The sequence below is a fragment of the Bacteroidia bacterium genome, from assembly GCA_026932145.1.
Lineage (GTDB): Bacteria > Bacteroidota > Bacteroidia > J057 > JAIXKT01 > JAIXKT01.
Map to the genome: position 1 here is coordinate 62,903 of JAIXKT010000001.1, position 21,022 is coordinate 83,924.

At 37.6% G+C, this 21,022-nt stretch carries 12 protein-coding genes and 2 tRNA genes; 8 read left to right on the top strand and 6 right to left on the bottom strand.

Annotated elements, in window-relative coordinates; genetic code table 11:
- Positions 1-190: 190 nt before the first annotated feature.
- A complete protein-coding gene (locus LC115_00280; GenBank protein ID MCZ2355118.1) occupies positions 191-958 on the top strand; it encodes a segregation/condensation protein A in 768 nt (255 codons plus the stop codon).
- Between the two features lie 12 nt (positions 959-970).
- On the opposite strand, the gene LC115_00285 is transcribed toward LC115_00280, so the two are convergent.
- Positions 971-1,630, bottom strand: a complete 660-nt coding sequence (locus LC115_00285) for a T9SS type A sorting domain-containing protein (protein ID MCZ2355119.1) — start codon at positions 1,628-1,630, stop codon at positions 971-973.
- Positions 1,631-1,696: 66 nt separating this feature from the next.
- Between LC115_00285 and LC115_00290 the strand changes: the two genes are divergently transcribed.
- From LC115_00290 to LC115_00300, 3 genes are all read left to right on the top strand, one after another.
- Positions 1,697-1,769, top strand: a tRNA-Gly gene (locus LC115_00290).
- A 179-nt stretch (positions 1,770-1,948) separates the two neighbouring features.
- On the top strand, positions 1,949-7,387 hold the full coding sequence (locus LC115_00295; GenBank protein ID MCZ2355120.1) for a PKD domain-containing protein: 5,439 nt from the start codon (positions 1,949-1,951) through the stop codon (positions 7,385-7,387).
- Positions 7,388-7,391: 4 nt separating this feature from the next.
- Positions 7,392-8,861, top strand: a complete 1,470-nt coding sequence (locus LC115_00300) for a CoA-acylating methylmalonate-semialdehyde dehydrogenase (GenBank protein MCZ2355121.1) — start codon at positions 7,392-7,394, stop codon at positions 8,859-8,861.
- Between the two features lie 12 nt (positions 8,862-8,873).
- Here the strand turns inward: LC115_00300 and dnaE are convergent, their stop codons facing one another.
- On the bottom strand, positions 8,874-12,353 hold the full coding sequence (gene dnaE / locus LC115_00305) for a DNA polymerase III subunit alpha (GenBank protein MCZ2355122.1): 3,480 nt from the start codon (positions 12,351-12,353) through the stop codon (positions 8,874-8,876).
- Positions 12,354-12,493: 140 nt separating this feature from the next.
- On the opposite strand from dnaE, the gene LC115_00310 reads away from it, so the two are divergent.
- On the top strand, positions 12,494-13,747 hold the full coding sequence (locus LC115_00310) for a hypothetical protein (protein MCZ2355123.1): 1,254 nt from the start codon (positions 12,494-12,496) through the stop codon (positions 13,745-13,747).
- 23 nt (positions 13,748-13,770) lie between these two features.
- On the opposite strand, the gene LC115_00315 is transcribed toward LC115_00310, so the two are convergent.
- The gene (locus tag LC115_00315; protein ID MCZ2355124.1) at positions 13,771-14,229 is read right to left on the bottom strand and encodes a low molecular weight phosphotyrosine protein phosphatase; all 459 of its coding nucleotides are present in this window, start codon (positions 14,227-14,229) and stop codon (positions 13,771-13,773) included.
- Positions 14,230-14,402: 173 nt separating this feature from the next.
- On the opposite strand from LC115_00315, the gene pheT reads away from it, so the two are divergent.
- From pheT to LC115_00330, 3 genes are all read left to right on the top strand, one after another.
- Entirely contained in the window at positions 14,403-16,787 is a 2,385-nt protein-coding gene (gene pheT, locus LC115_00320) for a phenylalanine--tRNA ligase subunit beta (protein MCZ2355125.1), read from the top strand.
- Positions 16,788-16,860: 73 nt separating this feature from the next.
- Positions 16,861-17,772 carry a GTPase Era gene (gene era, locus LC115_00325; protein ID MCZ2355126.1) on the top strand — a complete coding sequence of 304 codons (912 nt, stop codon included), beginning with the start codon at positions 16,861-16,863 and terminating at the stop codon, positions 17,770-17,772.
- Positions 17,750-19,015, top strand: a complete 1,266-nt coding sequence (locus LC115_00330) for a DUF5103 domain-containing protein (protein ID MCZ2355127.1) — start codon at positions 17,750-17,752, stop codon at positions 19,013-19,015. The genes era and LC115_00330 overlap by 23 nt, the downstream gene beginning before the upstream one ends.
- Before the next feature lie 12 nt (positions 19,016-19,027).
- Here the strand turns inward: LC115_00330 and nusB are convergent, their stop codons facing one another.
- The 3 genes from nusB to LC115_00345 form a co-directional block, all read right to left on the bottom strand.
- Positions 19,028-19,564, bottom strand: coding sequence for a transcription antitermination factor NusB (nusB, locus tag LC115_00335; GenBank protein MCZ2355128.1), 537 nt, complete (start codon positions 19,562-19,564; stop codon positions 19,028-19,030).
- Positions 19,558-20,667, bottom strand: coding sequence for a leucine dehydrogenase (locus LC115_00340; GenBank protein MCZ2355129.1), 1,110 nt, complete (start codon positions 20,665-20,667; stop codon positions 19,558-19,560). The genes nusB and LC115_00340 overlap by 7 nt, the downstream gene beginning before the upstream one ends.
- Positions 20,668-20,837: 170 nt before the next feature.
- Positions 20,838-20,912, bottom strand: a tRNA-Glu gene (locus LC115_00345).
- Between the last annotated feature and the right edge of the window lie 110 nt (positions 20,913-21,022).

Genomic DNA, 21,022 nt, shown 5'->3' on the forward strand with positions numbered 1-21,022 from the left:
TAAGTTCAAAGTTTCCTTTAAAAAAAATCAGATGACTTAAAAAGGTTATTGCTGGTTTGTAAAATATTGATTAAAAGCTATTTTAGTTTTTAATTCTTTTTTAACGGACAAGTTTTCAACAATTGGCAAAGTTGCCCACAAAAAAAGCTATACTCAGCGTAATTGTGGATATTTGTACCTGCGTTTAATTATGGAGACCCTCAAGCAGTACACCATTCAGTTACCTCAATTTGAAGGCCCCTTTGACTTATTGCTGTTTTTTATAGAGCGCGATGAATTAGATATTTATGATATTCCGATTAGCAAAATCACCCATGATTTTTTGGGTTATCTAAAACAGTTAGAAGAATCTAACTCCATAGAAGAGGCTTCAGAATTTATGGTAATGGCAGCAACCTTGATGAAAATTAAAGTTCAAACACTTTTACCAAGACCTAAGTTAAATGAAGAAGGGGAGACCATAGATCCGCGTTCTGATTTGGTTCATAGCTTGTTAGAGTATCAAAAAATAAAAAAACTGTCTGAGGAGTTAGAGCACTTAGCTACAATTCGGGCTACTTTACATGAGCGCGGGTTTACCCAAAATGAACTGAAATTATTAACGCAAGATAAATCTATTCAGGAAGAATGGTGCGGCTTAACACTTTTTACCTTAGCTGAATCATTCAAAAAATCATGGCAACGGTTTGCACTTCGTGAAAATGCCCCCGCAAAACATATCGTCCAACCATATCCTTACCAATTAGAAACCGTTAAAACTGCCGTGATTAAACAAGTTTTTATTCGTTCAAAAGCTCATTTTGAAGATATTATACTGGAATACCCCAATAAATTGTATGCAATATTTTGTTTTTTGGCAATCTTAGAACTTGTTCAGGAAGGAAAAATCGGATTATTATTAAGCGACGAACCCAATAAATTTTGGTTGATTGCCATAGAAACTATTGCTGCGGCATGATAGAACTCTATCTTAATGATAGATTTCTACCGGAATATACAAGGCTTTGGTAGTATCATTATTGAATGCGATAAAATATATTCCGGCTGGTAAATCGCCGATTTCAAGGTAACTTTTTCCCTGAACCAATGGAATATAGCGAATGAATTGCCCAAAATAATTGTAAATAGCTACGGAATAGTTAGTTACGTCATTCTCTACCTGAAAAAACAGTTTATCGGAAGTTGGGTTTGGAAATACCGAAACAGTGTTATCCCAAGATAGATTTTGAGGTCTTTGGGTAGATTGTTGAACGGCAAAGATTATGGTATCGGATGCCCAACGATCTAAGGTTAAGGAATCAAGTAAATCATAAATCAAGGTATATTGCCCAGAAGGAAGTTTTCCCAAAGAAAAAGTATCTTCTGATGTACAAATTACCGTCAAAGGCCCCAATAGATGAAATGCTTGCAGCCTAAACTCATTCATATTTAACTGGATAGTTTTAGCCGCTAAATTGCACCCTGAACTTGGAAATACTGACTGGACGATTAAATGTATGCTATCATTATCAGTAGGTTGTTCCGGTATCAATTTGGCGGTATTAATAACTCCCCACTGGGCATACAAAATGCTTGATTTTAAGCTGATTAGGAGTATTATCCATAATATTAAAGACTTTGGAGTGGGCATATTGAAAAAATATACAGATAACGGGTCAAAGATAATAATATTTTTTATTTTTGCGCAATCATTTTGGCGGGAGTAGCTCAGTTGGCAGAGCGTCAGCTTCCCAAGCTGAAGGTCGCGAGTTCGAGGCTCGTTTCCCGCTCTTCATAGAAATTGTTATTAAATTACGACAGGTACTTTAAAATAATTGGGATAGTAATATTTTCGTACCTTTTGCCGTCCGTTACGTACTTTTTTAAGTAAAACCAACTACATTGAATAAAAATTTTGCTAATTTTAGCGCAATTTTTATCTTTTTAGATGTATAGACGGACGTTATTCGTGATTACTTTGCTTCTATGCCAAAGGATTGCTTATAGTCAATGTGTTCCAATAAATTTGGTTTTACCGGATACTATTTGCACAAATACGGATGTTGTTTTTCAGCGGGTTACAGCGTCGAGTTATCATTGGGATTTTTGCCCCGGTGATTTATCCGGTGTTCCGGTGTTGAATGCGGATATAGGTTCGAATGTTTCCCGTGGACTTGGCCTCGATATGGTTGTTGAGGGTGGCCAATATTACATTTTCACAACGGGTTATGATGGCACGTTAAAACGTTCCAATTTTGGTAATTCTCCAGAAAACACACCTACGGTTACGAACCTGACATTGAGTAAGACGCCTATTACTCCTTTTCAATATCAGCAGTTTAAAGTAAACAATAATTGGTATGGTTTGGCGACTTGTGCGGGTTCTTCACCTGCGGTTTATTCTTTTCCGAGCCTTACTTCGAATAGTGTTTCCGTTAGTTTTTTGGATACGATTCCGGCTGGTTGTACTGGATTAGCTACGTTAGTTGACCACGACACTGTATTTGCTATTTTTTCACTCAATAACTATATGAGAGTGTATCGTTTGGATAATACGTTGAGTAATCCGGTACTTATTCAGACGTTTTATGGGGTATCGTCTATTTCCCAGTTAGAGTTAGTTCGGGATTGTAATGGTATTGTGTTGTTTGGTGTGGGTAGTGGTGGCCTTACTCAGGTTGTTTTTGGTAACTCTTTATACAATACACCTGTTGTTACGGTTCATAATTTACCTGGGCTTAATAATCCTAATGGTTTAGCGCCTGTAGTAGATATGGGTCAGAAATATGTTTTTGTGTTGAATACTGGCGGGCAAAATATAATGCAAGTATCTTTTCCGAGTGGTTTTGGCGGGTTACCGGGGGCTACTACTCAGTTAGCTCCGGCATTGCCGTCCGGGTTAATGGCTCTTAATGCACTGCATGATAAAAGTCGTTGGTATTTATTTACGTATCCAGAGCAGCCGAATCCTACCGTCAAATTAAGCCGGTTGGTTTTTCCGGAAAATAACTGTAATACCTCTATATCATCACTTAACACCGCTATTCCTATTGGGCTGAACTATTCCGCTGCCGGGACTTATATTGTTGAGTTAAGTGCTTTTTATTCCAATGGCAGTATGGTTTCTACAATAGACACTATCAATATAACGGCAACACCAGGCCATTTTGCGGATTTTACGGTATATAACACTTGCTTAGACTCTCAGGCTTCTTTTGTGTATTCACCGATTCGGGATATATGCGGTGGGATTTTGAATTATCAATGGGATTTTGGGGACGGCTTTCAATCAAATTTATCAAATCCGGTACACTCATATTCGAGTATCGGATTTTATAATGTGAAGTTGGTTATTAATACAATCAGTGGGTATAGTGATAGTATAACGAAGCAAATTAAAGTAGGTCGTAAACCCGGTTCTAATTTTACGGCTCCATCAAGTTGTAGTTTTTTGCCTATTCAGTTTACGGACGGTTCTGTTTTTGGGGATACGGTAGCGCGCTGGTTATGGGATTTTGGGGACGGCCAGACCTCTACGAGCCAAAACCCTGTCCATACATACACACAGGCAGGTAGCTATCCTGTTTCATTAACACTTTATGGCAAAACAAGTTGTGATAGCACAATAACTAAAAACGTTGTTATTACGGGAGTAGATCCAAATTTTGTTTCAAATAATATTTGTTTAGGACAGACAACTCAATTTACAGATAGCAGCAAGAATAATGGCCAGAGTATAGCAAAGTGGTTATGGGATTTTGGTACTGGTATTTCAGCCGATACATCTAATCTTCAAAACCCAACGTTTCAATACAGCGCACCCGGCAACTATTCTGTTACATTACGCATTAGCACTACTACCGGCTGCAATAGTATGATAGTAAAAAATACTTTTGTTGCGCCATTACCTGATGTTTCGCTTGTAGTTGATGGTGATTTGTGTTTGCCAAATGCAGTGCTCAAGGTAAAGAAAAATACCCCCATTTCTATTAGTACTTATTCTTGGAACTTTAATGGAGTGCAAATATTTGGTAATAACCCTACTTTAGCCGTAAATAATTTAAGTGCCGGAATATATCCATACTTTGTTACTATAACAAGCACAGATGGCTGTCCAGTTATACTACATGATACACTAAGAGTAGGTGTTAGCACTGAATTGGTAGTTATGGATACCATTTGCGGTAATGCTCCCCTCACCTTAAATGTGCCTTTTGGGGGAAATACAACTATTTGGGATTTCTGTTCCGGAGATATCGCAAATATGCCAATACTCACCCAAGGTATTGCAACAAGCCCTAAAAATGGCGGAGGTATCGTTTTGGTTGAACAGAATGGAAATTGGTTTGGATATTCTGTTTCTACCACCACAAGCTCAATTATTCGCTTTGATTTTGGAACAAACTTAGGTAATAATTCTCCCATAACTACCGAAATCACAGTTACTGGAACTGCTATTACTAACCCATACACATTGCAAGCTGTTTCGGGAGACAGCGGCAAAATTTATCTATTTATAGCCTCCAGAACTCCCGGTAAAGGTATTTTACGTGTTCGTCTTAATTCCGCAACGGATACTATTCCCGTTTGTGAAGCAATTTCAGGAACAACTGTCTATAGTGGCTTTTCAGGAGTTTCTGTAACTAAAGAAAAAGGAAGTTGGTTTTTATTAACTTATTACTATGGGTCAAACGAGTTGAACATTTTTTCTTTGGGTAGTTCATTAGAATCTTCTGCTACATTTATTCAAAAATATACCACTAACTTTTCTACTGCTTCTGGCGGAATTACAACGGTTCAAGAATGTGGAGCTACATACGTATTTGTATGCGGAGTAAATTCAAGCTCAGGATTACATCGGTTTACATTTAATTCGGGGCTGGCGGGTAGTGCCACTTTTACATCAATAACGTTACCTGCCGGAGTGCTTTTAAATCCTGTTATGCCGGTTCCTGTTTATGACAAAGGAAATCGCTATTTATTGATTCAAAACATGGGGGGAAGTGTATCAAGAGTCAATTTTGGCTCAAAATGGTCTAATAGCACAATTACGGATGCTGATAAAATAAATCTTACTCTAAATGGAATGTACTTTGTCGCTTTTACGGGTGCGTTTAGCCAAAGTAAATATTACTTTTTTGGTACAGCATATTCAGACAACAGCGGCCTAAACCGATTGGTTTTTCCCGATAGCTGTTCCGCCACTATTCCGTCTTCTTCAGATTATTTGCCCTCACCGGTTTATTATACCCAAACAGGCAAAAACTATATTCAACTGCTACAACGAGATGCAAATGGAATAACTAAGGTTTATTTAGATAGTGTGTATGTTAATTCTTCTAATGCTGATTTCTCTTTTACCTTAGGTTGTTTAGGAGTACCGGTACAGTTCACAGATTTATCTAACTTAGGTGGAACACGTTCATGGGACTTTGGAGACGGAAACACATCTACTGCCTTAAACCCAACAAATATTTACACACTTCCGGGAAACTATACAGTTCGCTTGTTAGCAGCAAATACACAAGGGTGTTCACAAGTTCAGGTAAAGAATATAACGGTTCATGAAACTCCAGATGCGAAGTTTAACTTTATTTCCAGATGCGCAACCTTACCGGTTCAGTTTTTTGATAGTTCCACAATTTCAAATGGAAATATCGTTTTCAGAAAATGGGACTTTGGAGATGGAACGGTAGATTACAGCCCAAACCCAACCCACGCATACACAACCGGAGGAGTAAAATCCGTAGCCTTAATAGTCGTTTCCGACAAAGGTTGTTCAGATACCCTGATACAAACATTAACTTTACCGGTATTCGACTTTAGCTACCAAAATACCTGTGTTGGGCAGACGACTAACTTTACCGCAAATACAAATTATAATTCTGATGCCATAATAGGTTATAGCTGGAACTTTGGTGATTTAGCAAGCGGAAGTGCTAATACTTCTACCCAGAAAGACCCAACACATCAATTTTCAGGCTTAGGGCAATATATGGTGCGTTTTGTGGTGCAAACAGCTTCCGGCTGCTCTGATACTTTGTATAAAATGATAGAAATAACAGCACCTCCTACGGTTAATTTTCAAACTATGGGTGCTTGTGTAGGGAAAACAGTTACATTTATAGACGCAACGACACTTTTAGGCGGCGTTATTACATCATGGAGTTGGGATTTTGGAGACCCCGCCAGTGGCAGCCTAAACACCTCAACGTTACAAAATCCAAACCACCTATACTTTGCCCAAGGAACATACAACATAACGCTCAGTGTTACTGTGTCCGGTGGTTGCAACGTTGTTTATTCTAAACAGATTACCATAAGTGACAGCCCCAAGGCAAACTTCTCAACAGCAGGCCAATCTTGCCAATATACATACATCCCTTTCACAGACCAATCAAGTGCTGGAAATTCACCTATCGTTTCTTGGTATTGGGAATTTGGTAACGGCGTTTTTTCTACCCTCGCAAACCCCTTAATGTCCTATGCTGATACCGGAAACTATACCGTGATGCTTATTGTTTTCAACCAAAATGGATGCTCTGATACAACCCAACAGATTATTCGGATTACCAATAAGCCAAATGCCGACTTTACCGTTTCTACAACTACCGGAGATTCCCCCTTAGTAGTATTATTTACACCCCTTCAATTTGTAAATACGATTCAATTTAGCTGGAATTTTGGGGACGGCATAACCAGCCTTGATTCATTCCCCACACACACGTATTCGCAACGAGGAACCTATCGAGCTATGCTAATTGTTTCAAATGGAATTTGCCAAGATACTATTTCTAAAACCATAACAGTAACCCAACCAATCCCTGAAATCCCGGATTTAGCAGTACTTGATTTAGGGGCTCAATTATCCGGAAATAAACTTCGAATTGCAGCCCAAATTCAAAATAAAGGAAATACTCCTGTTCATAAATTTAATTGGGTTATTCAAGTTCAAAACCAACTAAGTGTGATAGACCCATTTCAAGGAGATACTATTTTCCCAGGACAAATAGTATCTTATTCACCAGCAAATACTTATATTGTAAACTCACACGACTTATCTATATTTTACTGCGTTGAACTTATTAATCCCAATGATACCTTAGATGCTTATCCTTTGGATAATTCACGTTGCCAAACGTTTAATACCCCGGTGGCTGTACGCCCATTGTATCCCAATCCGGTACATGATCAACTTCATATTGATGTAATTACAAGCGATCCGCTAAATATCACATTAAGAGTAGTTGATGAAGTAGGGAAAATCATCTCAGCCGGAATCCAAAAAAACTGTATCAAAGGATTAAACGCCATAATACTTCCATGTAGTGAAATAGCTACTGGAAACTATTTCCTTGAAGTACAATATAATAACACAAAAGTTTTTCTTAGATTTATAAAAGAATAATATTATGACAGAACAAATAATTGATATTCCGGTTGTAAAACACTGGATCGGGGGTTGTTGGGTAGAAAATACAGGCAATACCATGCCCGTTGATTCTCCCATAGATGGTTCGTATTTGGGAGAAATGCCCGTAGGAGGGAGCTTAGAAGTTGAAAAGGCCGTTTTAGCTGCCGCTAAGGCTTTCCCCTCATGGTCTCAAACACCTATTAAAGAGCGAGTTCAGGTGCTGTATCGTTACCGAACTTTGTTAGAAAAATACCGCTTAGAATTAGGGCATTTAGTTCAAAAAGAGAACGGAAAAACCTTAGATGAATCGCTTGCAGAAGTGGATAAAGCTATTGAACTCACGGAGTTTGCTTGTTCGATGCCACAATTAGCTTACGGAGAGCTTTTAGAGGTGAGTGCCGGCGTAGAGTGTAGGGTAGAGCGATTCCCATTAGGAGTAGTAGCTTCCATAGTTCCATTTAATTTCCCTTTAATGGTTCCTAATTGGACTATTCCCAATGCAATAGCACTGGGAAATTGCATGATACTAAAGCCTTCAGAGCAAGTTCCATTAACGTCAATACGTATCGCAGAGTTATTGCAAGAAGCAGGATTACCGGAGGGTGTTTTCAACTTAGTGCAAGGCGGCCAAGCTGTTGTAGAAGCAATCTGTGACCATCCGGGAATTAAAGCAATTAGCTTTGTAGGCTCTACCAAAGTTGCCAAAATTGTCTATAAACGAGCTACCGCTAACCTAAAAAATTGCTTAGCATTAGGCGGAGCCAAAAACCATTTGATAGTTTTACCGGATGCAGATATTCAGATGACGGCTTCTAATGTGATTGCCTCTATGAGTGGCTGCGCAGGGCAACGCTGTATGGCGGCAGCTACCGTCTTAGCAGTAGCAAACATCGAGAATATCATTGCTGAAATGTGTAATGAAGCTAAAAAAATTATACCCGGAAAAAATCTGGGCGCCGTAATCTCAAAAACAGCAAAAGAAAGAATCGAAGGCTACATAACCGAAGCAGAACAACAAGGAGCTAAAATCCTTGTTGATGGTAGAAATCATGTTGTACAAGGCAAAGAAAACGGATATTATGTGGGGCCAACGGTTATTGACTACGTAACGCCGGATATGAAAATCGCGCAAGAGGAAATATTCGGCCCCGTTATCTGCATTATTAGAACGCCGGATATGGACACTGCAATCGCAATTCAGCATAACTCTCTGTATGGTAATGCGTCTTCAATATTCACCCGAAGTGGCGGAGCGGCAAAGTATTTTCAGCAAAATGCCAATGCCGGTATGATTGGCGTTAATATCGGTGTGCCGGTACCACGAGAACCATTTTCGTTTGGTGGCTGGAACGAATCAAAATTTGGAACCGGTGATATTACTGGAAAAAGTTCTATCGAATTTTGGACTAAACTGAAAAAAACTACTACTAAGTGGGAGGCATCTGCCAAAACCAACTGGATGAGCTAATACTCCCAATAATCATCGGTAATAAAAGTTGAGATTTAGCCCTTGTAGTTTCTCAATAAACTCGGGGCTAATATTAACCCGATAACGAGCCGCTAATAAATTAAAATGTTCACCGGTATTTGAATCTCTTATCTTGAATTTCAACTGTTTATTACCGGAATTTTTTTGCACTAAGGTATGAATGTTCTGCATTAGATTTTCTTCTATATCAGAAGTATCCAATTCTAATATAATTTCTTGTGTTTGTTTTTCACCTATTTCTGAAAGCAATTGAATTTGCTTTGGGCGAAAATCGAGGGAATCACTGTCTCTAAAACTTGGCTCCATTTGGCCACTAATGAGTAAACATTGGTTGATGTCTAAATAATTCTTAAACTTTATGTAATCATCTCCAAATAAGCTAATATCAATTGAGCCGGTATAATCTTCAAACTGAAAGGTTGCATAACGTTTACCGGATTTTGATATTCGTTCTACTGTTTTGGTAACGATTCCCGCTATTTTGATGGTTTGCTGGGCTAATGCTGATTCTAAATCTCGAATGGAATTGCTGGCAAAGCTGTTAATCTCAACCCGAAATTTATCTAACGGGTGTGCAGATAAGTAAAATCCAATAACTTCCCGTTCCTGCTTTAAGTCATCAAAAAGTGTCCAGTGCGGGTTTTCAGTGGGAGGTTGGGGCTTAGCTATTACCGGCGATTTAGAGGTATCCCCAAAAAGAGATTTTTGTAGTGAGTTTTTTTCCTGAACTACTTTAGCAGCGTAGGCTAATAGTTTGTCAATAAAAGTACTATCAATCTGGTTGTCAAGAGTATAACAATTTCTGGGTATTTGGAAAGAATCAAATGCACCGGCTAAAGCCAATGATTCAAGGAGTTTTTTGTTCAATCCTTTTCCGTACATTCTGCTGCAAAAGTCATAAATGCTGTGAAAACTTCCTTTTTCTTCTCGCTCTTTAATAATTGATTCGGAAACCGCCGTTCCAATTCCTTTGATAGCTCCTAATCCAAATAAAATTTGGGTTTCTCCATGAACAGAAAATAAATATTGAGAACGGTTGATTTCCGGAGGCAAGACAGCAATGCTCATTCTTCGGCATTCTTCAATGAAAAAAGTGATTTTGGATAAGTCATTCATGTTATGGGTTAGCACGGCAGCCATATATTGGCAGGGGAAGTTAGCTTTGTAAAAGGCTGTTTTAAATGCTAATACAGAATAAGCTGCCGAATGAGATTTGTTGAATCCATATTCAGCAAACTTTGCCATGGTATCAAAAATATCGTTAGCTTTTTCTTTCTCAATATTATTTTTAGCACATCCGGCCACGAAGTTTATGCGTTCTTTTTCCATAACTTCCGGTTTTTTCTTTCCCATAGCTCTACGGAGCAAGTCAGCTTGCCCTAAGGAATATTGGGCTAAGACCTGAGCGCATTGCATAATCTGCTCTTGATAAACCATAATGCCGTAGGTGTTTTTTAAGATTGGCTCTAATAGTGGATGCGAATATTCAATAACAGAACGGCCATGTTTTCGGTCAATAAATAGTGGGATATTTTCCATAGGACCCGGACGATACAATGCGTTCATGGCAATTAAATCTTCAATATTGGTCGGTTTTAGTTGCCGTAGATATTTGCGCATTCCGTCAGATTCAAATTGGAATGTAGCTACTGTATCTCCTTGCTGGTAAAGTTGATACGTTTTTGCTTCAGTTAAATCAATGGTATCATTGTTGATTATTTTACCGGTACTTTGCTGCACCAATAGCAGCGTAGTTTTGATGATAGAGAGAGTTCTGAGGCCGAGGAAATCCATTTTTAGGAGTCCGCAGGACTCTGAGCTTGGGCCGTCAAATTGGGTAGTTATGACTTTATCTTTGTTAATAGCTACCGGGACGTAATTAGAGATTTCGCCGGGGGCTATGATTACACCTGCTGCATGAACGCCGGTTTGTCTGGCGGTTCCTTCTATAGTGCGGGCAGAAGCCATCATCTTGTTGATCTTAGGGTCTTGGCTACCAAAGATGGATTTTAGTTCTTGATAAGTATCCGGATTTTGTTCTTTATCAAGAGCATCTGCGAAACTGACATTGGGTTTATCGGGAATCAGTTTTGCGATGCGGTTTACTTCTTGTAATGGTACTTTAAGGGTTCTGCCGGCATCTCTCAAGGCCGTTTTTGCGCCCATTGTTCCGTAGGTAATAATCTGACAAACAGAGCTTCGGCCATATTCTTCAATGACGTAATCAATAACTGCTTGCCGGCCTTCGTCGTCAAAGTCTATGTCTATATCCGGTGGGGAAATTCGTTCGGGGTTCAAAAATCGTTCAAAGAGTAACGCATATTGCAGTGGGTCAATATCAATGATTCCGATACAATAGGCGACTACAGATCCGGCGGCAGATCCGCGCCCAGGTCCCACAAACACACCACGTCTTCGTGCCTCACTCGTAAAACTCTGAACAATCAAAAAATATCCGGCAAACTTCATATTCTTGATGATTTGCAGCTCATTTTCAATACGTTCACTTATTTCACTTGTTATTTCAGAATAACGTTTTTTAGCACCTTCCCATGTTAGATATTTTAGATAAGTATCATTATCTTCAAATCCTTCCGGCATTCGGTAGGTTGGCAGCAGTAAGTCGCTGTTTAGATTTAGGTTAAAGTTGCATTTTTCGGCTATTTCTAAGGTATTGGTAAGGGATTCCGGATAGTCAGAAAACAAATCAGCCATTTCTTGTTGGGTTTTGAAGAAAAATCGCGGATTTAATTGTTGATTATCATCCGTAAAGCGGAATCGTTTAGGGTCATCGTAATCAGCATTAGTTTGTAATGCTAACAACAAATCATGGGCTTCGCTATCCTGCACATTCACATAGTGAACGTCATTGGTAGCAATCATTTTGACAGAATGTTTTTTAGCCCATTTTACCAAAACTGCATTACATTTATCTTGGTCTGCTAAGCCATGTCTTTGTAACTCAATGTAATAGTTATCTCCAAAAATAGCTAAGTATCCCAGAAATATCTTTTCGGCTTCTTGTTCTCCTTTGTTTAATATTGCTTGGTTTATTTCTGAGGCAATGCAGCAGGTTGTGGCTATTATTCCGGTGGAATATTGGGTTAATAATTCTTTGGATATACGAGGTTTGTAGTAAAAACCCTCTGTATAAGCTAAAGAACTTAGTTTAATCATGTTTTTATATCCAACATCATTGCAGGCAAACAAGATTTGGTGGTAAATTTTATTTTCTGGAGACTTATCATCGAGTTTTCCGGAAACCAAGTAAAATTCAGAGCCGATAATCGGTTTGATTTTTTTTTCTCTACATTTAAGTACAAATTTAGGGACACCGAACATGTTGCCGTGGTCAGATATGGCTAACGCGCTCATTTTTAAGCGTTCAGCTTTAGATACTAAGTCTGTAATCTTGCTTGCGCCATCTAAAAGCGAAAATTCTGTGTGGGTATGCAAATGCACAAATTCCATAATGCGAAGGTATTTAAGGTTCAGGGGAACTTATTAACGAGTTTTTAGAAATTTACTGTGAATAAATTTTATGAAAGTTAGATTATTTTAGCATTGTGGCAGCAGGGTAGGAGAGAAGTATTTTAGCATAACGATTAGGTTTGATAAATTGGTTAAATTCCTTAATTTGCATCAGTAAGCAAATAGCTATGTTGCAGGCAAATGATGCTTTTCCTTTAGAATGTCAATGGAAAATCTGGTTATCTGATAACGAACAACTCTCCAAACTTCGGTTAGTTCAATTTGAAAAGGCTGATAATCTGCCACTTATTTGGGATTCTATGGCTAACCAAAACCCATTAGTAAGCCGTAATCATCTTTCAGCCCTCGAAAATGCCAATGCAGATTTGGCTGCATTTTACTTTATACTTTATGAAGGTGATAAGCCGCTTACTTGTTTTTATTTTCAGCTAATAACGCTATCTCGTAATAATTACGATAAATTTTCTGAAAAAAAATGGCTGAACGAACTTTTTGGCCTTTATATCAACCATCGTAAATATGGATTGTTGATTTGCGGAAGTATTTTTCACAGCCATTTTCAAGGGATTTTTAGCAATCAAAATGTATCTAATGAATTAATATTGCGTGCTTTATGTCGTTCTATAGATAGGATTCGTTCTAAGAAAAAGGTCTCTGCCATCTTGCTAAAAGATACGCCATTATGGATTCAAACTATTTTACAAAAAGATTCTGCCGGTTTTACAAAATTACCCGATGATATTTCTATGGAAATGGAAATCCCAAATTCTTGGATAACTTTTGAGGATTATTATCAATCCTTAACGGCTAAATACGCAACTCGGGTTCGTAAGGTTAGGCAGAACTTAGATACCGTTGTTAGAAAGGAGTTAAGTCTGCAAGAAATTCAAATTTATCAAAAACAAATTCATAACTACTATTTGCAAATACTTCAAAAACAATCTATTAGAATAGGAATTATCCCTGAAAATTATTTTTATGCTATAAAACAAAGGTTACCGGAAAACTTTTGGGTATTTGGATATTTTCACAAAGAAGACTTAGTAGCGTTCTCAACAGGTTATTCTTTTGAACAAACGATTGAGGTTCATTATATTGGTTTTGATTCAGTTAGGAATAATGAATTATCCTTATACTTTAATATTTTATTGGATGGAGTTTCGGATGCTATTTTGCAAAAGAAGAAAAAATTAATCTTAGGCAGAACAGCTTTAGAAGCAAAGGCAATTCTTGGCTGCAAGCCTAAGATTTTGTATAACTATTTAAGAACGCATAGCAGTTTGCTTTCTTGGAGTGTCGAACTCTTTTATGAATGGTTTCAGCAAGGGCAAAACGAAAACTGGAAAAATCGGAACCCATTTAAAAGAACGTAATTAATAATACATAAATTCCTGATTTACAGGAATTTATGTATTATTTCATTACAAGTTCTTAGGCAAATCTGATATACATTTTCAAAGTCATCAATATCTCCAAAGTAAGGGTCGGGGGTTTCTAAGTCGCCGTTATGTAAGGGGTCAAATTCCCTAAAAAGAAAAATTTGGCTCTTGCAGGATTCCGGCTTCAGGCTAATTACGGTTTTATGAATCCTATTATCCATTGTAAAAATAAAATCAAATTCTTGATAATCAGATTCTTGTATTTTTCTGGCAAAATGATTTAGTTTAACACCATATTTTTCACAAACGGCTATTGTTTTGCTAAATGGTCGTTCACCAACATGATTAGCCAAAGTAGCTGCCGAATCAATCACTTGATTTTGGATATTATTTTGTCTAAGTAATTGGTTCATAACGCCTTCTGCCATTGGCGAACGGCAAATATTTCCTAAGCAAACAAATAAAATAGCGGGCATAAATTTTACGGCGCAAGATAATGAGTTTTAGCTTCTTTTAAGGTAGAGTTAAATTTAAAATATACTCTATTTAACATAATATAACTTATGGGACAATTTTATTTGTAATAATACCACTAATTTAAAGCTGCTTTATGGCAGATTATTACTTGAAACCGTAACTTTGCTGCACAATGAAAATCTTACATAGTTGGCTAAAACAGTTTGTTGATTTAGAAGATTATACACCGCAACAGATTGCCCACATTTTAACCATGTCCGGGCTTGAAGTTGAACATATCGAAACAAAACTTAAAGTTTTTGGAAACTTATCCGGCGTGGTTATCGGTAAAGTTGTTAGCTGCGAGCAGCACCCCAATGCCGATAAACTAAAAGTTTGTCAAGTAGATATTGGAGAAACTGATTTGTTATCAATTGTTTGCGGTGCATCAAACGTAGCTGCTAATCAGTTTGTATTTGTAGCCAAAATAGGAACAACTTTATACCCTATTGATTCAGAACCTATTACAATTAAAAAATCCAAGATTCGCGGTCTTGAGTCTTGTGGCATGATTTGCGCCGAAGACGAATTAGGGATCGGCACAAGCCATGAAGGAATTATTGTTTTGAAAGATTCCCCGCAAGTTGGAAGTACTGCCTCACAATATCTCAATTTAGCGCCGGATTATGTTTATGAAATTGGCCTCACCCCTAACCGTACAGATGCAATGGGACATTGGGGCGTTGCCAGAGAATTAGCAGCTCTCATTAACCGCCCCTTTATCCCACCCGCCGTTAAACCACGTACAGAAATAAACCAAACAACACCATTCCTAATAGAAGTCATTGAAAAAAAGGCAGTTCCAAAATATTTTGGTGTTTTTATTTATGGAATAAAGCCAGCCATTACTCCGGATTGGATACAGCAGCACCTTGCCGCAATCGGCGAAAGATGTGTTAATCCAATCGTTGATGTAACCAACTTTGTCTTGTTTGAGTCCGGCCAGCCCTTACATGCTTTTGATATAGAAAAATTAGCATCTCCCAGACTTACAGTACGTTATGCAAAACGTAATGAGCTGTTTGAGGGATTAGGGCAAAAAAAAATTTCCCTTTCGGCACAAGATATTGTTATTGCTGACGAAACCCAAACGGCCTGCTTAGCCGGTATTTTAGGGGGAAACTTCTGTGCCGTTGATGAGCAAACGACTAATATCTTCTTAGAAGCTGCTTATTTTGAACCCAATCATATTCGCAAAACTGCCCGAAAATTAGGGCTACACACACCTGCATCATTTCGCTTTGAGCGCGGCTGCGACCCAGATATAATTCCCTACGCCCTCCAAAGAGCTACCGAACTTATTTTAGAATATTTTGGCGGAGAAGCTACCGGAATATTAACACCTGAAAATCAAAGAATTGAACCCAAAAGAATCCTGTTTTCACCCCAAAAAGCAATTCAACTTATCGGGCAAAATATCCCCACTGAAACTATTTTTGACATTCTGACCAAATTGGGAATGGTTATCCTCTCTCCCGCTGACCAGCCGGAATGGATTATTGAAGTACCCCATTTTAGGCATGATGTAACCCGTTTCCAAGATATTATTGAAGAACTGTTGCGTTTTTATGGATTAGATAATATCAACTCAGCCCCAAAACTCAATGCTTCGCCAGTATTCACCGCAAACCCAGATTATCATTTTCGGTTTCGAGTTTGTGATAGATTAGCCGGAAGAGGTTTCTCACAAATATTAACTAACTCATTGATTCACAGAAAATATACATCAGATAATTCAATTAATTTATTAAATCCACTAAGCGAAGATTTGGCTATTTTAAGAAATTCATTGTTACCCGGAATTTTAGAAGTAGTTGCCTTTAACCACAATCGAAAAAATACCAATTTGCGTATTTTTGAATGGGGAAAAACATATCTTCATGCTGATAATCAATACAATGAAGAAAAATACTTAGCATTATGCGTTACAGGAAATAATTTTCCGGATTCATGGCAAAATCCTAAAATTCCGGTAAATCTACTCACAATCAAAGGAGAAACAGAAAATTTACTCACCGAGTTAGGCATTGATTATCAATGGAAAAAAACAGATTCTGACTTAGAATTGCAGGATAGCTTGGTATTAATTTCCCAGAATAATCCTATCGGAAAAATAGGAACTATTAATCCAGAATTGATTCAAGACTTTGATATTAAGCAAGATGTATTTGTATCGGTCTTAAATTGGGAAAAAATCGCTTCGCTTTCGCAGCAAGTTCGAGTAAAGTTTAAAGAGATTCCGCGCTTCCCATCTGTTCACAGAGATTTAAGTTTAGTATTAATTCAAAAAATTGATTTTGAGGAAATTAAGAAAATCGTATTCCAAACTAATCCGAAATTAATTCGTAAAGTAACGCTATTTGATAAGTTTCAGCCTAAAAATCAGCCCGTTTGTTATGGAATATCTGTGGAATTGTATGACGAACAAAAAACATTGACAGATGCACGTATTGAACAAACAATGCAGCAAATAATTAGCCGGTTAGAAGAAACTCAAAAAATAAAACTTAGGTCATAAATTATTGATTACCAGCTTAAAATAACGTTTCTATTAAATAATAACTTTGATTATATTTTTGTAACTTTGAAAGATGGATAACATAAATTATCCGGAAAGTCATAAATCCGGGTTTGTAAGTATTGTTGGCAAGCCAAATGTGGGAAAATCTACCCTTTTGAACGCATTGCTTGACCAAAAATTGTGTATCGTTACGCCTAAGGCTTCTACTACGCGCCACCGAATTTATGGAATACTTAATGAGCCAGCCGTTCAAATAATCTTTACAGATACTCCCGGTTATATCAAAAAAACATATAACCTGCACCACGCTATGATGCACGACTTCTCTATTGCCCTTGAAGATAGCGAAATCGTATTATTGGTAGTTGACCCTGATGAGCATTTTCCCGAACAAGAGTTATTTGAACAATTACTTAAACATAAATCACATATATTTCTGGTTATCAATAAAATAGACTTATATAGTAAACAAAAAGTTGAAGATAAAATTGCCGCAGTATCTAAGATCTTACCTATTGCAAAAGTGTTTAGGGTGTCTGCCATTCAAAAAACGGGGTTAGAGGAAATCAAGAACGCAGTAATAGATACGCTTCCCGAAGGCCCCCCTTATTTTGATAAGCAAGCAATATCTGATAAACCGGAGCGTTTTTTTGTTGCTGAATTTGTTCGTGAACAACTATTTTTAAACCTTCATGAAGAACTTCCATATAGCTGCGAAGTTTATATAACAACCTTTAAACCAGATGGAAACAAAATTTTTATTGACGCAGAAATTCATGTAGATAAGAAATCCCATAAGGGAATGATTATTGGCAAGCAAGGGCAAATGATTAAAGTCATTAGGAAGGCAGCACAAGCCGAAATAGAGGCTTTTTTAGGCACACCGGTTTATCTTTCATTATACGTTCGTATTACCGAAGACTGGCGGCAATCACGGTTTCGTTTATCTCAATTTGGATATGTTTTACCTAAACAACTTTAAAATTGGCTGTTTTGGGCTTCTTCTAAGCTGCTTAACGGCATTAAACTGTTTTTCCCAAAAAGAATTACGTACCGAAGACTGGATTTATGAACCCCAAATAAAAACCGTTCAATTCTATCTGAATGACAAACAGATGAGCTTCCCGGCTATCTCTTTAAAGGCTAAACAAGATTACTTGACTTTGAGTTTTGATGAGATGGGAACAGAACTCTCTGACTTTACAGTAGAAATTGCGAACTGCACCCAAAATTGGGAAGTATCAATGCTGTTGTCTTTGGAATTTTATCAAGGACTACCCACCTCCTCGATTTTACAACGCGCTCTTTCTCGTATGACCCGTGTACCGTACATACATTATACTTTTCTCCTTGAAAATCAGTTTCTTATGTCCGGAAATTATCTCTTAAAAGTATATCGAAATGGAGACCCAAGCGATTTGGTTATTACAAGAAGATTTATTGTTTATGAGCAATCTGTGATAGTTCAAGCGCAAGCTATTAATACCCAAGATGTTGCACAAAGACAAAAAATGCAACACGTTGCATTTGAGCTATATCCAGGTGGTTTATCAATTATTAATCCATATCAAGATATACAAGTAACTGTTTTACAGAATTTTAGATGGAATACTTCAAAATCTAAGTTAAACCCTACTTTTATAGCACCTGATAAAATCGAGTATCGTTTTGATGCCCAAACAGATTTTTGGGGAGGTAATGAATTTAGAAAATGTGATATTAGAACTTTTCGTTTAAAAAGTATGACGGTTGAGGCTATTGAAGATAAAGGTAATTTTTACCAAATCTGGCAGTATCCTGATAAGCCGCGTCAGTTTAACCCTTATTTTACTGCCAAAGATTGGAATGGGGATTATCAAGTATTTACTACCGATGCTGATAACGCAACCATAGAGGCAGATTACGTCAATACAGTATTTCGATTACAGTCTGAAAAATATTCTACTCCCGTTTATATATTCGGTAAATTTTCGGATTGGAACTTGCTCCCACAAAATAAATTGGTCTGGACTGGCAATCAATATCAAATTGATATACCTTTAAAACAAGGTATTTACGATTATCAGTATGCTATTTTAGAAAATAATATTCCTAATGAAACTTTGATAGAAGGTTCTCATTTTGAAACTGAAAATTACTATACAGTATTGGTTTATTACCGTCAGCCAACAGACCGCAGCGACAAACTTATCAGCTACAAGAATATAAACTATTATGATAGATAATTGACAAGTTTTTTATTTTTTAAAAAACTTGTCAATTTTGGATACCTGCCCCTGCTCTAACAGGTGATAATAAGTTCTATCTAAAATCCCGTTCAAAAATTGCGGACTTTCCGGAGAAGAATATAGCTTAGCAATTTCTAAATATTCATTAATAGAAATCTGAACGGGTATTGACTCCATCGTTTTGATTTCATGTAAAGCAAGTGTTAAAATCACTTTGTCTATTAAGTGCGTTCGGCTAATATTCCATCTACTATTGGTAAACTTAGATAGTAGCTCGATATACTCTTTCCAGCTATTGATTGTTCCGAAATACAGTTTTTCAATAAAGTCTAAGTCGTTTTCGACCTTTCCTTTTTTGTCTTGCATTTGTAGGGATACCTTTTGGGAAAATTCGCGTAGATGTTGCTCAAAACATTCTACGGCAGTATTTCCGGAGGCCATGCACGCAAAAACAGCTTTCATAACAGCGATTCTCATTTCTCGTCTTGAAATTCGAACCGTTGGGTCTATTACGGGAATATCTGAATCGTCTTCGTCGGTTACCACTTTTTAGAGTAAGCATTTATTTTGGCTACTCTGTCAATTCTATCTAAGGCGAACCGGAGAGCAGCTTCATGTGGGGTAATGTTTTCTTGTTCAGCTATGTTTATAACACTTAGTAGGGTGTCATAAATTCCTTCTGTTTGATGTTTAGCTCGTTGGGCATTGTATCCGATTCGTTCATTGGAAACGTTAATCAAGCCTCCGGCGTTAATCAAAAAGTCCGGTGCATACAGAATGTCTTTTTCTTTAAGAGCTTGTCCGTCCCGCTTTTCTTCCAATAATTGGTTGTTAGCTGCGCCGGCAACAATGCTACAGTTGAGTTGCGGAATAGTTGTGGGGTTCAGACCGGCACCTAATGCGCAAGGAGCATAAACATCGCAAGGTGTGCTTGCTATCTCAGATTCATCATGGATAATCTGAGCATTTGTTTCCTGTGCTACTTTTTTAACTCTTTCTTTATCAATATCAAACAAGATTAGCTTTGCGCCGTCGTGGTGTAAAAGTTTTGCAAGGGCCTCTCCTACCTTACCTGTTCCCTGAACGAGAACGGTTTTCTGGGCTAAGGATTCACTTCCGGTTCTGTGTTTTAAGCAGGCTTTGATTCCCATATACACACCGTAAGCTGTTACTGGTGAGGGGTCTCCACTCCCACCGTTACTTTCGGAACGGCCTACTACGTGTTGGGTTTCTTTCATCATCAGTTCAACATCTTTTACGCTGATATTGACATCTTCGGCGGTGATATATTTTCCAGAAAGACTATCTACAAACTGCCCAAAACGGCGAAATAATGCTTCTGATTTAATAGTCGGTTGGCCTATAATCACCGCCTTACCGCCACCTAAATCTAAGCCGGAAATAGCTGCCTTAAATGTCATGCCTCGTGAAAGTCTCAAAACATCTGTTAAGGCTTGCTTTTCTTCTGCGTATTGCCAAAGCCTTGTGCCACCTAAGGCAGGCCCTAAAACAGTATTGTGAATAGCTATAATAGCTCGTAAGCCTGTTGCTGAATCGTAACAAAATAACACTTGCTCATGCTCATGAACAGAAAGCATATCCAGTATGGAAACTGAATCTAATGCTGTCGGAGAATTTGATAAGACCATTTATTATTGTAATAAAAACACGCAAGTTTACAAATATTTCACATAGAAAAACTTAAAAGAAAAATTAATTTGGTTTTTATAAATTCATCAATTTCTAAAACCACGATTATATCTTTATAGGTTTATTTCCATCGGAAAAAGCAAAAAGTCCGAAGTTTATTCGGACTTTTTGGTACTCGGTAGGGGAATCGAACCCCTGTTGCAAGAATGAAAATCTTGAGTCCTAACCCCTAGACGAACCGAGCGAGAATCTGGCTGCAAAATTAGTGCTTTTTTGATTATATCAAACGTTTTTTTTATGTTTTTTGTAATCTATTGATATACAATTAGATATTTTAATTTCTGCCAAAATATT